The sequence below is a fragment of the Streptomyces sp. A5-4 genome (assembly GCF_051131715.1).
Classification (GTDB): Bacteria; Actinomycetota; Actinomycetes; order Streptomycetales; family Streptomycetaceae; genus Streptomyces.
The window spans coordinates 8,576,912-8,591,222 of record NZ_CP178591.1 but is presented as its reverse complement, the minus strand read 5'-3'; the positions used below and the strand labels follow the sequence as shown (position 1 = coordinate 8,591,222).

12 protein-coding genes and 3 pseudogenes are annotated in these 14,311 nt (G+C 69.7%); 9 read left to right on the top strand and 6 right to left on the bottom strand.

Annotation, left to right across the window (positions count from 1 at the left end; genetic code table 11):
- Nucleotides 1-43 precede the first annotated feature (43 nt).
- The 5 genes and pseudogenes from ACLLJJ_RS40080 to ligA form a co-directional block, all read left to right on the top strand.
- Nucleotides 44-655 (top strand): annotated as a pseudogene (locus tag ACLLJJ_RS40080) (alpha/beta fold hydrolase); the annotation flags it as partial.
- Nucleotides 594-1,277, top strand: a complete 684-nt coding sequence (locus tag ACLLJJ_RS40075) for a hypothetical protein (RefSeq protein ID WP_434599712.1) — start codon at nucleotides 594-596, stop codon at nucleotides 1,275-1,277. The pseudogene ACLLJJ_RS40080 and the gene ACLLJJ_RS40075, both read left to right, overlap by 62 nt.
- 18 nt (nucleotides 1,278-1,295) lie before the next feature.
- Complete coding sequence (locus ACLLJJ_RS40070; RefSeq protein WP_434600658.1) at nucleotides 1,296-1,976, top strand: M1 family aminopeptidase; 681 nt, start codon at nucleotides 1,296-1,298, stop codon at nucleotides 1,974-1,976.
- A gap of 201 nt (nucleotides 1,977-2,177) precedes the next feature.
- The gene (locus ACLLJJ_RS40065) at nucleotides 2,178-2,372 is read left to right on the top strand and encodes a hypothetical protein (RefSeq protein ID WP_434599710.1); all 195 of its coding nucleotides are present in this window, start codon (nucleotides 2,178-2,180) and stop codon (nucleotides 2,370-2,372) included.
- Nucleotides 2,373-2,476: 104 nt separating this feature from the next.
- A pseudogene (gene ligA / locus ACLLJJ_RS40060) lies at nucleotides 2,477-4,557 on the top strand (NAD-dependent DNA ligase LigA).
- 136 nt (nucleotides 4,558-4,693) lie between these two features.
- Here ligA and ACLLJJ_RS40055 read toward each other — a convergent pair.
- The 3 genes and pseudogenes from ACLLJJ_RS40055 to ACLLJJ_RS40045 all read right to left on the bottom strand — a co-directional run bounded on the left by ACLLJJ_RS40055 (nucleotide 4,694) and on the right by ACLLJJ_RS40045 (nucleotide 6,311).
- Nucleotides 4,694-5,347, bottom strand: a pseudogene (locus tag ACLLJJ_RS40055) (LuxR C-terminal-related transcriptional regulator).
- The gene (locus ACLLJJ_RS40050) at nucleotides 5,338-6,078 is read right to left on the bottom strand and encodes a sensor histidine kinase (protein ID WP_434599709.1); all 741 of its coding nucleotides are present in this window, start codon (nucleotides 6,076-6,078) and stop codon (nucleotides 5,338-5,340) included. Before ACLLJJ_RS40050 ends, ACLLJJ_RS40055 begins: the two are co-directional and overlap by 10 nt.
- Nucleotides 6,003-6,311 carry a sensor domain-containing protein gene (locus ACLLJJ_RS40045; protein WP_434599708.1) on the bottom strand — a complete coding sequence of 103 codons (309 nt, stop codon included), beginning with the start codon at nucleotides 6,309-6,311 and terminating at the stop codon, nucleotides 6,003-6,005. Before ACLLJJ_RS40045 ends, ACLLJJ_RS40050 begins: the two co-directional genes overlap by 76 nt.
- Nucleotides 6,312-6,314: 3 nt before the next feature.
- Between ACLLJJ_RS40045 and ACLLJJ_RS40040 the strand changes: the two genes are divergently transcribed.
- Both ACLLJJ_RS40040 and ACLLJJ_RS40035 read left to right on the top strand, forming a co-directional pair.
- Nucleotides 6,315-7,079, top strand: a complete 765-nt coding sequence (locus ACLLJJ_RS40040; protein ID WP_434599706.1) for a hypothetical protein — start codon at nucleotides 6,315-6,317, stop codon at nucleotides 7,077-7,079.
- 59 nt (nucleotides 7,080-7,138) lie between these two features.
- Nucleotides 7,139-7,573 (top strand): SgcJ/EcaC family oxidoreductase, encoded by a 435-nt coding sequence (locus ACLLJJ_RS40035; protein WP_434599704.1) that lies wholly within the window; start codon nucleotides 7,139-7,141, stop codon nucleotides 7,571-7,573.
- A 102-nt stretch (nucleotides 7,574-7,675) separates the two neighbouring features.
- Here the strand turns inward: ACLLJJ_RS40035 and ACLLJJ_RS40030 are convergent, their stop codons facing one another.
- Nucleotides 7,676-8,326: a formylglycine-generating enzyme family protein gene (locus tag ACLLJJ_RS40030; protein WP_434600657.1), complete on the bottom strand. Its 651-nt coding sequence runs from the start codon at nucleotides 8,324-8,326 to the stop codon at nucleotides 7,676-7,678.
- 161 nt (nucleotides 8,327-8,487) lie between these two features.
- On the opposite strand from ACLLJJ_RS40030, the gene ACLLJJ_RS40025 reads away from it, so the two are divergent.
- Entirely contained in the window at nucleotides 8,488-8,814 is a 327-nt protein-coding gene (locus ACLLJJ_RS40025; RefSeq protein ID WP_434599703.1) for a 3-oxoacyl-[acyl-carrier-protein] synthase III C-terminal domain-containing protein, read from the top strand.
- 464 nt (nucleotides 8,815-9,278) lie between these two features.
- Nucleotides 9,279-10,448, top strand: a complete 1,170-nt coding sequence (locus ACLLJJ_RS40020; RefSeq protein ID WP_434599701.1) for an amidase domain-containing protein — start codon at nucleotides 9,279-9,281, stop codon at nucleotides 10,446-10,448.
- 237 nt (nucleotides 10,449-10,685) lie between these two features.
- Here the strand turns inward: ACLLJJ_RS40020 and ACLLJJ_RS40015 are convergent, their stop codons facing one another.
- Both ACLLJJ_RS40015 and uvrA read right to left on the bottom strand, forming a co-directional pair.
- On the bottom strand, nucleotides 10,686-11,609 hold the full coding sequence (locus ACLLJJ_RS40015) for a TIGR03564 family F420-dependent LLM class oxidoreductase (RefSeq protein ID WP_434599700.1): 924 nt from the start codon (nucleotides 11,607-11,609) through the stop codon (nucleotides 10,686-10,688).
- A gap of 181 nt (nucleotides 11,610-11,790) precedes the next feature.
- A complete protein-coding gene (gene uvrA / locus ACLLJJ_RS40010; RefSeq protein ID WP_434599699.1) occupies nucleotides 11,791-14,259 on the bottom strand; it encodes an excinuclease ABC subunit UvrA in 2,469 nt (822 codons plus the stop codon).
- Between the last annotated feature and the right edge of the window lie 52 nt (nucleotides 14,260-14,311).

The window sequence follows — 14,311 nt, the reverse complement described above, 5'->3', positions numbered from 1 at the left end:
AACCGGGTTGTACAACCTGGTTATGAGTGGCAGGGTCGGTGCCATGCCTACCTTCTCCGCACCCGACGGAACCCGGCTCGTGTACCGCGCAGTCGGATATGGCGACCCGGTCGTCTGCATTCCGGGAGGTCCCGCCGACTCCCGCTATCTGGGCGACCTCGGCGGCCTGTCCTCGCACTACGAGCTCATCGTCCTGGACCTTCGTGGCACCGGCCGGTCCGCGCTTCCTGACGACACTTCCTCCTACCGTTGCGACCGCCTGGTTGACGACGTCGAGGCACTGCGCGCTCACCTCGGGCTCCCCCGGATGAATCTGCTCGGCCACTCCGCCGGCACCAATATCGCCACCCAGTACGCGGCCCGCCACTCGGAGAGGGTCAGCAAGCTCGCCCTGATCAGCCCCAGCACCCGAGCTGTCGGCATCGCGATCACCGGAGAGACACGACGTGAGCTCGCGCAGCTCCGGAAGAACGAGCCGTGGTTCCCGGCAGCGTTCGCCGCCCTGGAGGCGATCACCGAGGGCGCCGGCTCCGACTGGGACGCCATCACCCCCTTCTTCTGCGGCCGATGGGACGCCACGGCGCAGAAGCACCATGCGGCGAGCCAACCGAGCAACACGCAGGCCGTCACCCTCTTCGGAGCCGAGGGTGCCTTCACCCATCGTGACGATCACCGCGAAGGCCACCCAGGACCTGTCCCGCTTCTCCCTCGACCTCCTCGGCCCCGAGGTCCACGGTGTGTGGGTGGGCGGCCGCGAGGCGGTCTTCGAGCAGTTGGCCGAGAAGCTCGTCGTCACTCCGCCGTCCTGGGTACGGGACCGCTCACGGCTGGTCGTACGGGTCGCCTACACCGCCGACCCGCGCAAGCTGAAGGCGCCCTACAACGGCTGGGTCCCGACCCTCGACGGGTTCGCGGTCGCCCCGCAGCCCGACCTGGCGCGCAACATCTTCCCGTGCAACGACCACCCCACCGACAAGGCGCACTTCACCTTCCGCATCACCGCGCCGAGCGAGCTGACGGCCGTCGCCAGCGGCTCATTGATCTCCACGAAACCGCACACCGACGGCACCACCACGGTCACGTACCGCTCGGTCGACCCGATCGCCACCGAGGTCATCCAGGTCACCGTCGGCGACTACCAGGTCATCGAGAGACCGGGGCCGAGCGGCATGCGGCTGCGCGACGTCGTACCGACCGCGAGGGCCGCCGCGCTGGAGCCCGCCCTTGCCCTGACACCCCATCAGCTCACCTGGCTGGAGCAGCATCTGGGCCGCTAACCCTTCGAGGCCTACGGCATCCTGCCCGCCAATACCGACGCACCGGACGCCTTCGACTTCACCGGCCTGGAAACGCGGACGCTCACCATCTGCAAGCCGAACTACCTGCTCCAGCAAGAGCACTTGATCGGCTCACACATGATGCACGAGCTGGTCCACACCTGGTTCGGCAACCTCGTCGCGCCGGCCAGCTGGGCCGACCTGTGGCTCAATGAAGGCCACGCGGACTACTACGGCCTGCTCTACCGCTACGAGCGCGGCTGGGCCGACACCCTCGGCCTGGTCACCCTGGAAGCCCGGATGAAGGACGTCTACTCGCGCGGCGACCAGTGGCGGCTCGACGCCGGCCCGGTCGCCACCCCGACGGCGGCCAACCTCTTCCACGGCCAGCGCTACACCGGCGGCACGCTGGTCCTCTACGCCCTGTGGAACCTGGTCGGCCAGGACGACTTCCGCCGGATCGAGCACACCTTCCTCGACCGGCACCGCAACTCCAGCGCCTCCACCCAGGACTACATCACCGTGGCCTCCAAGATCTCCGGCCAGGATCTCTCCGGATTCCTCAACGAGTGGCTGTACGGCACGAAGACCCCGCGCATGCCCGGCCACCCGGACTGGACCGTCACCCCGCCGAAGCCCGCAGCAGCCCGCCGCGACCAGACGAACACCCCGAAGGACAAGGCCAGCGCGACCCTCTGACCTGCACCCGGCACACCGAACAGCGCCTCCGGTTGGCTCCGGACCCGATCCGGAGCCAATGTGCTTGTCGCAACGCCCTTTCTCACCGCGTGCAAGACAGCGGGTCCGCCCGGCGCCCCGGCGCTCGGGTGCGCGTACCTGGGGCGGTGCGTCCAACGCCCCAGCGGAGCACCGCGCGCACGAGTGCGGCAGACTGCGTCAATGAGCACCAAGCGCCGCGAGCTGGGCACCGGGCCGCGCCCCGTCAGCCGTGACCATGAGCAACTGTTCCCCCAGGGCCGGACCGTCGCGGAGCGCGCGGTCGATGCCGGACCCAAGGTCCCGGAGGCCTCGCGCGCATCCGCCGCCGAGCACCCCGAGGGGCGGCGGGCCCTTGGGACGGGCGGCGCGGAATGAATCCCTGACCCCGGTCGCCACCGGGGCCCCCATCCGAGGGTGCGGCGCGCGCTCCCCTCGCCGGGCCACCGTCGATTGTCAGTGGTGGGCGGCAGGATGAGGGCATGACGACACCTGCCGCTGACCTTGCCGATCCCGCCGCGTACGCCGAGGCGATCGAGACCGCTGTGAAGGCTGCCGCCGCGTACTACGCGACGGGCGACAGCGCTCTGGACGACGATGCGTACGACCGCCTGGTGCGCGGCATCGCCGCTTACGAGGAGGCACACCCCGGCGAGGTGTCCCCCGACTCTCCCTCGGGGAAGGTCGCGGGCGGAGCAGCTGTCGGGGATGTGCCCCACACCGTTCCGATGCTGTCCCTGGACAACGTGTTCGGCGCCGAGGAGTTCGCCACCTGGGCCGCTTCGGTGGAGCGGCGGATCGGTCGGCCGGTAGAGACGTGGAGTGTGGAGCCGAAGCTCGACGGCCTCGCAGTCGCCGCCCGGTACGACAAGGGCCGTCTGACGCGGCTGATCACGCGGGGGGACGGGGTGGCGGGTGAAGACGTTTCCCACGCGATCGGCACCATTGTGGGCCTGCCCGATCGCCTGGAGGAGGCCGTGGCCCTCGAAGTGCGGGGCGAGGTCCTGATGACCACCGAGCAGTTCGAGCACGCCAACACCGTGCGCACGAAGCATGGTGGGGCGCCCTTCGCGAATCCGCGCAGCGCGGCTGCCGGCAGCGTACGGGCGAAGGACCGGCAGTACCGGGTGGAGATGACGTTCTTCGCGTACGGCGCCCTTCCGCTGCCCGGCTCCAGTGATCTGGCGGGCTCGCTCGTCGAGTTGCCGCACAGCGAGGTCCTTGAGCTGGTGGGCCGTCTCGGGGTGCACACCGCCGCCGAGACGGCGGCCCTCCTCGCACGGTGACCGCTGTCGACGCGGTGCGGACGCGGGTGGACGAGATCGCGGCGCTGCGGCCGGAGTTGCCTTTCGGTATCGACGGCATCGTCATCAAGGCGGACAGTGCGGCGGATCAGGCAGCGGCCGGCTCCGGTTCCCGGGCGCCCCGGTGGGCCATCGCATGGAAGCTTCCGGCGGTCGAGAAGGTAACTCGGCTCCTGGCTGTGGAGTGGAACGTCGGCCGTACGGGCACGATCGCGCCGCGTGCCGTTCTTGAACCGGTGGTGATCGACGGGTCGACCGTCACCTATGCCACCCTGCACAATCCTGCCGACATCACCCGCCGTGACCTGCGCATCGGCGACCAGGTGATGGTCTACAAAGCCGGCGACATCATTCCCCGCGTCGAGGGTCCCGTCGCCCACTTGCGTACGGGTGCGGAAGAACCCATCGCCTTCCCCGAGGTATGCCCGCAGTGCGGTTCCGACATCGACCAGTCGGAACAGCGCTGGAGATGCGTCCGTGGCCGCAACTGTCATATCGTCGCGTCCATTTCCTACGCTGTCGGACGTGACCAGCTCGACATCGAGGGTCTCGGTGCCACCCGCGTCGTCCAGCTCGTCGACACGGGCCTCATCGCCGACTTCGCCGACCTGTTCACCCTGGGGGCCGACCAGCTCCTTGCCCTGGACCGGATGGGACAGACCAGCACCGACAATCTCCTGGCCGCGATCGAGCACGCGAAGTCACAGCCGTTGTCGCGTGTCCTGGCCGGTCTCGGTGTACGTGGGACCGGTCGTTCCATGTCGCGTCGTATCGCCCGCCATTTCGCCACCATGGATCTGCTGCGCGCGGCGGACGCCGAAGCGGTCCAGCAGGTGGAGGGCATCGGTGTGGAGAAGGCTCCGGTGATCGTGGCGGAACTCGCCGAGCTCGCTCCACTCATCGACAAGCTCATCACCGCCGGAGTCAATATGACCGAACCGGGCGCGACGCCGCCCGCCCCCGGAGCAGAGGTCGACGGCGAGGTCGCCGCGGACGCGGGTCCGCTCGGCGGGATGATCGTGGTGGTCACGGGTGCCATGACCGGGCCGCTGGAAAAGCTCTCCCGCAACGAGATGAACGAACTCATCGAGCGGGCCGGCGGCAAGTCGTCCTCCAGCGTCTCCAAGCGCACCTCGCTGCTCGTCGCAGGCGAGGGCTCGGGCTCGAAGAGGGAGAAGGCCGAGCAGTTGGGCACCCGCATCGTGACTCCGGATGAGTTCGCCGACCTGGTCCACGGTCTCCTCGACCAGACCGGCTGACCCGACGCTGCTGCCTGCGAACTGCCTGCGGTGGTGCGTCGTCCACGGCCCGGATCGCAGGTCGGCGCCCCTCGGGGTGGACGGCGAGTCAGAGTCCGCCCGGGAATGTCCGAGGTGATGTGCGGGGGCGTTGCCGTCAGGCGCTCAGGTACGTGAGAAGGGCCAGGACCCGCCGATGTACGTTGCCGTCCAGGCTGAGGTCGAGCTTCTGCAGGATGCTGCTGACGTGCTTGTGCACGGCGGCCTCGCTGACGTGAAGATCCCGGGCGATCGCGGCGTTGGCACGTCCCTCGGCCATGAGGGACAGGGACAGGACCTCGCGCTCTCGCGGAGTGAGCCGCCGCAGGGGATCGCGCCGCCGCTACAGGAGTTGACGCACCACCTCGGGGTCCATGATCGTCGCACCCGCGGCCACTTGGGCGACGGCGTCGGCGAACTCGGTGACGGCGCTGACCCTGTCCTTGAGCAGGTAGCCGATGCCGCTCTCGCCTCCCAAATCGAGGAGGTGTACGGCATAGGACTGCTCGATGTACTGGCTGAGCAGGAGGATGGGCAGATCGGGGCGGCTCCAGCGGAGTGCGACGGCGGCCCGCAGGCCGTCGTCGCTGTTGTCCGGTGGTATCCGCACGTCTGTGACGACGATGTCCGGCTCATGTTTCTGGACCGCGGTGAGCAGCGTCTCGGCGCCGCCGACAGCGGCCGGCACGCGGTGACCGAAGCGGGTGAGTACGCCGACCAGTCCGTCCCGCAGGAGTGTCAAGTCCTCGGCGAGCACGACGTTCAGCGACACGGGAACTCCACATGGAGCAGTGTAGGGCCACCAGTTGGGCTAGATATGTGTAGCCGGCCGTCTGCGGCGGCGACGCGATCGGCGAGGCCGACCAGCCCTGTGCCCCCGGCCGGGCCCGCGCCGCCGATGCCGTTGTCCGCGACCGACAGGGTCAGCACGTCCGCCCGCAGGCGGGCGTGAACCTCGGCCTGGGTGGCCCGGCTGTGCTTGGTGACGTTGGCCAGGGCTTCGGCCGCGATGAAGTACGCCGTGCTTTCCAGGGCGTTGGGCAGCCGGTGCGGGATCTCGACGTCAACGGCGACGGCCGTGGCTGAGCGAGTGTTGAGGTTCGTAATGGCCGCGGCGAGTCCCTGGTCGGTGAGGGCCTTGGGGTGAACACCGCGGCTGAGCTCCCGCAACTCGCCGACAGCCAGGCCCATCCCCCCCTGGGCCGCAGCGATCTGCTTCCCCACCGCCGAGTCGCGCTCCGTGTCCAGGAGGGCCATGCCCAGCATGACGTTGATCGAGACCAGCCGTTGCTGAGCGCCGTCGTGCAGGTCGCGTTCGATCCGCCGGCGCTCGGCGTCGAAGGCGTCCACCAGGCGAGCTCGGGAGGCCCGGACCTCGGTCAGCTCCCGGCCGAGTTGACCGTCGCGCGGGGCGAGGATCAGCCGGGTCAGCGCGGCGCGGGCGCCCGCCCATACCGTGCCGGCGGCGCGGCCGACAGCAGGACCAGACCGATCACCAGCCACGGCCAGGCGCCGGGGTCATCCACCGGCGACAGCATGAGCAGCGCGGGAAGGCCCAGCGCGAAGCCAAGCACCAGGAAATCCATCCACCACAGCGCGGCCAATGACACGGCGGTGAAGCCCAGTTCCCGCCATGTCGCAGGCTCACGCAGGCGGGTCTCCAGCCATCCTGTGGCCATGGCGTCGTCACGACGGCGGAGGACCTGTCCCAGTGACTGATCGCGCAGAACAACCAAGGCATGTCCGCAGCCGGCCGGCGCGTCGTCTCCGCACGGAGCATCGACGTGATGCACACCCCGCCGGAAGGCCGTGAATACGCCATGGGCTGGTCGAAGAGCCGGCCGGGAGAGCAGCCCCAGCAAATTCGGCACACCGGCGAACTCCTGACCCACAATTCCATCGAGACGCTGCTGCCCGACAGCAAGATCGGCATCGCGGTGGTGACCAACACCGGCATGGTGTCCGGGGACGACGCCGCGGTCATGCTCGATGGACTGATCGACCTCGCCGAGGGCCGGTCACCGACGGTGGAGACGCCGTTCGTCCTGCGAGCCGATTACGTTCTCGCGGCGCTCACTCTGCTCGCGATCGCCCTCGGCACCCTCGGCGTGGTCCGTGCACCCCGCTGGGCGCGGCGCACCGCGGACCGGCCGCTGTGGCGGGCGGCCGTGCGCATGTTGCCGTACGTACTCCCCATCGTCCTCCTCATCGAGCTCGTCGACCTCATCGGCCTGCTCATGCGCCGGGAGGGGACGCTGGCCCAGGTCGCCCTCATATGGCCTGCGCTCCTGATCTGGGTCGCTACGACCGCCCTGGCCTGCGCCGTGGTGACCGCTGCGCGCGCGGTCGCCACATTTCACACCCGCCGCCACAGCCGTGGCGCCGGTCACCCGGCGCGTGTCAGGACGAAGGCCGGTGACGGGCAGGACCGTGCGCGGACAAGCACCGGAGTGGACGCGGACTCACCCCGACTGGCACTTCCGGCGGAGCGGTATCACGGCTGAACAGGCTCCGAGCGCATAGGTGTTGCCCTCAACTCGGCTTCAGGTTCTAGGTTTTCCACATGGAATCCACCCGCTCCACTCTCTCCACCACCGACTCCGACTCCGACTCCGACAAGGAGCGGATCCGCGAGCTCGTCGCGCTGACCCAGGAGGCGCAGATCGATCCGGACGTGCTGCCGGGGTTGCACACTTCGAACCTGGTACTCATCAACTTGGCCGGGCGGCGCCTCTTCGATCGTGAGACCTTCGCCTCGGCCATGGCCGAGGCGCTCTCCTCGCCGCTCAAGGACGTACGGACCGAGCTGGAGGTCAATGACATCCGGTTCGCGACACCCGATGTCGCCCTCGTGAGCCTGACCAAGACCGTCCACGACGAACGGTCCGAGACGGCCGGCTCAACCGAGTTGCCCCTGGCCGGTGTCATGACCTACGTCATGGTCCGTCAGGGGGACCACTGGCGTATCGCACTGGCGCAGACGACCCCGATCCAGTGAGCGCCCGCAGTCGGCGCCACGCGAACAAGTCGCGGTGTTCTCAGGGAGAAAGGCCGTCCGTCCGACCTGCACATCGCGGCCGGCGGCCGCCGGCCGGCCTTCTCAGCGCATGACGGAACGCGCCATGCGGAAGCCCACGTCGTCGACCTGGAAGGTGGGGTGGCTGCGGCGCCGCGCCGAGGCCCGGCAGCTCCAGTGCTCGTCGAACCAGCCACCACCACGCAGCACCCGGTAGGCGCCGTAGATCTCTACGTCGTAGATGTCCCAGCACCAGTCCCAGGTGTTGCCGAGCATGTCGTACAGGCCCCACTGATTGGCCTGCTTGCCACCCACATCGTGGATGCGCTCGCACGCGTTGGCGCGGTACCAGGCGATCTCGTCGAGCGGTCCGTAGTGCGGTCCAGTGGTACCGGCACGGCAGGCGTGTTCCCACTCGGCTTCGGTGGGCAGCCGGTACCCGTCGGTGGCGGCGTCCCACTCGATCTCTTCACCGTCAGCGGGGAGGCGGTAGGCGGGCGTGAGGCCGTCGCGCGCGGACAGCGCGTTGCAGAAGCGGACCGCGTCCCACCAGGTAACGCTCTCGACGGGCAGCTCGTCCCCACGCGCCGCACTCGGCCGCACTCCGGTGACCTGCTCGTACAGCTGCTGGGTGACAGGAAACGCCGCAAGCCGGTAGGGCTCGAGGTCGACGGACCAACTGCGCTGTGTCCGCCGGTCGGACAGGGTCACCCGCCCCGGCGGGATGGTGATCATCGTCGCTGCACTGGTGTCCATGATGAGGCCGACCCTACCGGGAGCAGGGTACGAGCGCTCGTACGGGCGGCTTCGCACCGACTCCCCGGCGGTCGTGCAGGTCAGCCGTCCGTGCCTCGGTCCGTGCCTCACCCGAGATTCGGCGCTACTACAGCACGGGCATGATGCTCAACCACCGGGCACCGCATTCCGCCCGCCCCGGATACCTCAGGGAAGTCACCCGCCTGTACACCCATCAGGCCCACCCCCTGCTCGTCGACGCCTTCCTGGCCGACGCCGATGTGCCCGCCGACTTGGCGCCGAGCAACGCCCGCAGCATCGGCAACACCGCTGCCCCTTCCACGCTCGCGCTCCTGCGCGCGGACCAGGCCTCCGGCGCTCTGGCCAATGGTGACCCGGTGTGCCTGTGGGTCGTCGGGTCCGGTCCGGAGCGCGGCGCCTTCATCGCCCCACTGGTCACCGAGGGCGCCTCACCCCGGCGGAGGTGAGGTGCACCCATCGAGCCGGTGGGGAGTGACCGGCGCCTGACCGGCGCGAGGGTGCCCGGAGGCATGGTCGTCCCCAACGGCCGCGGGCGCGTCAGAGACCACGACAGGTCTTCCTCCAACGGCAGGGGAAACAGGGTCCTGCGAGCGCATACCGGTCTCCTGCCGCGACGCGACCGCCCGCCCCGCGCACTGCGCCGACGAACGGTTGTCGGCGTCCGACCGCCACGAGAGAGGCGGCCCTGCCGGGCAACTGCCCTGGTCCGGAACGCCGTTGCGGCCGGGCCCGGCTGCGGCCAGCAGCTCATGGGCGTTCCCCGCCGGCGGCCGGCCTCGGGGCGGTGGATGCCCACCAGCGTCTTGTGGCAATTCCGCAACCCACACAGGCCCTTCACATCGCTTCAGTTCATGCGAAGATTCCGTCCCCCGGCCCGTGCACAGACCGGGGTGACAAGGGGAGAGTCTTCGTGAAGAGATCGACGTTCAGGGCAACTGTCGGCGGCGTGGTGGCGGTCGCAGCCGCAGCTGTCGTACTGCCCACGACAGCGGGTGCCTCGTGGTACGAGCCTGCCGCTCCGACCGCCAACGGCACGGTCGACCGTGCCACGCGCGAGTCCTTCGGCCGGCTTGCCGATGCTGTGCTGACGGACCGCACGGCAGCGCTGCTGGACAAGCGGCAGACCCGGCGGTCGACGCCGCCCGCCGAGCGCCAAGTACACCTGTCCGCCGGCCTGTTCAGGTCGGAGGGCAGCGCCCAGTCCTCGTTGCGTGATCGCAAGGACCGGCTCCGCGGTCTGGGGGAGGCGTACAGCGGCGCCGACACCAAGGTGACGGTGAACAACACCAAGGTGCGCGACGACAAGGCCACGGTCCGGGTGACCGAGACCACCACGCTCACGTACAAGAAGATACGTGGCAACGAGCCGGGCACCACCGGCTTCCAGGCACACCACGAGCTCACCTTCGCCCAGGCGTCGGGCGGCACCTGGGCGCTGACCGGCATACGCTCCACCGACACCGGTCTGTCGGCGGTCAACGCACCGCTGAAGGCGCCGATGGTCAAGACGGCTCCCGTCGACGATCTGCCGAACGCCACCAAGGCCGCCACCGGGCGGCCCTCGCGGGTACCGGCCGCGAAGCCGACCACGAACCCCAACGGCTACAACTACGCGGCCATGGCAACGTACGCGGAGAAGTACTGGAGCAACTACAACCCCGCCTATCCGTCCTTCGACGACGCGGGCGCCGGTGGTGACTGCACCAACTTCGTCAGCCAGGCACTGAAGGCGGGCGGCTGGAAGCACGCGCCCGGCTCCTGGGACGACTACCGCAAGTGGTGGAGCGACCCGACCCTCGGCAACACCCTCTCCTGGGTCGGCGTCAACGAGTGGTCCTGGTTCGCCCTCTCCAGCAAGCGGACGACCAACCTCTCCAACGTGTGGGAGATGGGTGTCGGCGACGTACTCCAGGTGGACTTCGACCGGGACGGTTCGAAGGACCACACCATGCTGGTCTCGTACCGGAACCGGTCAGGTACGCCGTATCTGACCTACCACTCCAACAACACCTACCGGAAGTCGATAGCGAGCCTCGTCGCGTCCTACCCGACGGCGAACTACTACGCCTACCGCACCTGACAGGTCGCGGGCCTCGACCCGCGGTTGGTCGGCCACCGGCCGGACACCTGGATCCGTCAAGCGCCGCACGGCGCTTGACGGACGCGGAGATGGGCCTCGGGACCTTGCGTCCCGGGGCCCATGCGCGTTCGGCGGTACGGGCCGTGGGCCGGCCCGCCGGACAGCCGAGGCGCACAGCTCCGTGGAGAGCCACGTCGTGCGCAGGGCAGCCCGGGGCACGGGACTTGGCCGGCGCTCTCAGCTCGCCAGCTCTCCGAGCAGCGCCCAGGTGCGTCGGCGGTCGGCGTCCCCGGCGATCTCCGTCCCCGCGAACACGACCTCCGTCGCCCCGGCGTCCCGATAGCGCCGCACCTCGGCAGCGACCGCTTTCTCGTTGCCGATCACAGCCACATCGGCGGCCCGTTTGCCGCCGGAGAGTTCGACGACCCGGGCGTAGGAAGGGATCTGCTCGTAGAACGAGAGTTGCTCGGTGGCCGCCTCGCGCACGGCGTCGACGTCATCGGTGACCACGCCGTGCACCAGCGCCACGATCCGGGGCGCCGGCCGGCCGGCCGCCTCGGCTGCCGCGGTGACGGCCGGGACGATGTGCTCGGCCAGGGCGCGAGGCCCGGCGAGATAGGGCAGGATCCCGTCAGCCAACTCGCCACTGGCACGCAGGGCCTGCGGTCCCATCGCGGCGACGAGCAGCGGCACGCCCGCTTCGGCTCCCGGCACCCGTGCGGGCAGCGGCGTGGTCGCGGTGAGCAGCTCACCGTGGAAATCGGCCGCGCCCGTCTCGGTCAACTGCCGCAGAGCGATGAGGAATTCACGCAGCCTGGCGATGGGTCGTTCATAGGGGATCCCGAAGCCCGCCTCGGTCAGCAGCTTGGTGCCGAGTGCGAGCCCGAGGTGATACCGGCCGTGCGTCGCCGCCTGCGCGGTCTGGGCCTGGCTGGAGACGAGCAACGGATGGCGTCCGAAGACGGGGATCGCGGACGTTCCCACGTGCAGAACCGGTACCTCACGCCCGACGATCGCCGCGAGTTGCGGAGAATCCGCACCGAAGGTCTGCCCGAACCAGGCGGACCGCAGGCCCGCGGCGGCGGCCTCCTCGGCCAGCCGCACGGTGGCGTCGATCTGGTTGTCGGTTCCGGTCGCGTTGAGAGCTACTCCCACAGTCATGTCAGTGCGAACCAGAGGCAGTTGGCCCCGCATTCCTGTTTTTCTGTGACAGCTTCTTGTCCGCTGTGTGAACGCGGGCGAGTGCGGACGACCGCGGACGGTCCACCGATCCGCCGCAGGCGGCGCCGAGCCTGCGGCCCGGCACGGCGAGGACGTCACATGCGTCGCCCCCCCCAGCTGCTCAGGAGCGCACAAGTCGCGGCGCGAGATAACGCGCGGTGGCGCTGCCCTTGGCCTTGGCGACCTTGGCCGGACGGCCTTTGGCGACCACCCGGCCACCTCTGTCTCCCCCACCTGGGCCGAGGTCGATGACCCAGTCGGCGGTGGCGATCACGTCCAGGTCGTGCTCGACCAGGACCACCGTATTGCCGGCGTCGACGAGCCGGTGCAGCTGTCGCAGCAGCAGCGCGATGTCAGCGGGGTGCAGGCCCGCTGTCGGCTCGTCGAGCAGATAGAGGGCATGGCCGCGGCGGGCTTTCTGCAGCTCGGTGGCCAGCTTGATGCGCTGGGCCTCACCTCCGCTGAGCTCTGTCGCCGGCTGACCCAGCCGCAGATAGCCGAGCCCGACCTCCCGGAGCGTTTCAAGACTTCGGGAGGCGGCCGGGACACCGGTGAAGAACTCCGCCGCGTCGTCGACGGACATCGCCAGCACGTCCGCGACGCTCCTGCCGCGGTAGGTCACCTGGAGGGTCTCGGCGTTGTACCGCGCGCCGTGGCAGGTGGGGCACGGCGCGTAGGTCCCGGGGAGGAAGAGGAGTTCCACCGAGACGAAGCCTTCGCCCTGGCAGGTCTCGCACCGCCCCTCGGGGACGTTGAAGGAGAATCGTCCGGCCGTATAACCTCGCGCCGTCGCTTCGTCCGTCGACGCGTACAGCTTGCGCACCGCGTCGAACATTCCCGTGTACGTCGCCAGGTTGGACCGGGGAGTACGGCCGATGGGTCGCTGGTCGACGCGTACGAGCCGGTCGAACGATTCGAGCCCCGACGCCTCCTGCACCTCGACATCGAGCTCCGCCTTGTCGGACTCCTCGCTCGTCAGTCCGAGGTGGCCGCGCACGACCTCGGCGAGCACCTGCGTGACCAGCGTCGACTTTCCGGAGCCCGACACCCCGGTCACCGCGGTCAGCACGCACAGCGGTACGTCGACGGAAACATCGCGCAGGTTGTGCCGGGAGACGCCCCGCAGGTGCAGCCAGCCGTGCGGCGTACGGGGGCGATGGTCCAACGGCTCGGCGCGCCCGAACAGGTACCGGCCGGTGGCCGACTCCTCGACCTGTTCGAGGCCGGGGACCGGGCCGCTGTACAACACATGCCCGCCCCCCTCCCCCGCGCCGGGGCCGATGTCGACCACCCAGTCCGCCCGTCGCACGACGTCCATGTCGTGCTCCACGACGAACAGCGAATTCCCCGCCGCCCTGAGCCTCTCCAGCACGTCGAGCAACGGCTCGGCATCGGCCGGATGCAGGCCCGCGGAGGGCTCGTCGAGTACGTAGACGACTCCGAAGAGCCCCGAGCGCAGCTGGGTGGCGATCCGCAGGCGCTGCGCCTCGCCGGGCGACAGTGTCGTCGAACGGCGCCCGAGGCTCAGGTAGCCCAGGCCGAGACCGAGCAGCACCTCGACGCGTGCGACCACATCCGCGCAGATCCGGACCGCGGCCTCGGTCGCCTCCCCGGACAGCGCGGTCGACGTGGCCGCTGCGGCCCGGGACAGCTCCGCGACGGGCCGCAGCAGCGCCACCACCTCGGCGAGCGGCATCGCGTTGACCTCGGCGACGGAGTGGCCGGCGAAGGTCACCGCGAGCGCCTCCGGCCGCAGGCCGCTGCCCCGGCAGTCGGGGCAGGGCACGCTCCGGACGAATCGCATCGCCCGGTCGCGCATCCGCTCGCTCTTGGAGTCGGCGAGGACATGCCTCACGTGCTTGCGGGCGCTCCAGAATTTTCCGTAGTAGCCGTAGTCGACACGGCCGGGCTCCGGCTCGATGAGGACCGACGGCTGCTCGTCGGTGTGGAGCAGCCAGTCCCGGTCCTTCCTCCTCAGCCTGCGCCACGGTTTGTCGATGTCGATCCCGAGCGCGGCCACGATGCTGCGCAGATTCGCGCCCTGCCAGGCACCCGGCCAGGCCGCGATCGCGCCGTCGCGGATACTCAGTGACGTGTCCGGGACGAGCAGGTCGTCGGTGACATCGTGCACGAGCCCCAGTCCGTGGCACCGCGGGCAGGCTCCGGCCGCGGTATTGGGTGAGAATGCCTCGGCCTCCAGCGGTGCGGCCCCCGCCGGGTAGGTCCCGGCGCGCGAGTAGAGCATCCGCAGCAGGTTGGACAGCGTGGTGATGGTGCCGACCGTCGACCGCGAGCTGGGCGCCCCGCGACGCTGTTGCAGGGCCACGGCGGGTGGCAGCCCGGTGATCTCCTGGACATGCGGCGCACCGACCTGCTGGAGCAGTCGGCGGGCATACGGTGCGACGGACTCGAAGTAGCGGCGCTGGGCCTCGGCGTAAAGCGTGCCGAAAGCGAGAGAAGACTTGCCGGAACCGGAAACCCCGGTGAATGCCACCATCGCGTCCCTCGGGACGTCGACGTCGACGTCCCGCAGGTTGTGTTCATTCGCCCCCCGGACATGCACGAAATGGTCATTCGTGTCTTTCTTCACCTTTCATCCTTACCCCGTCCGGCGATACCGGACCACCGCTGCGCGGCGCCGC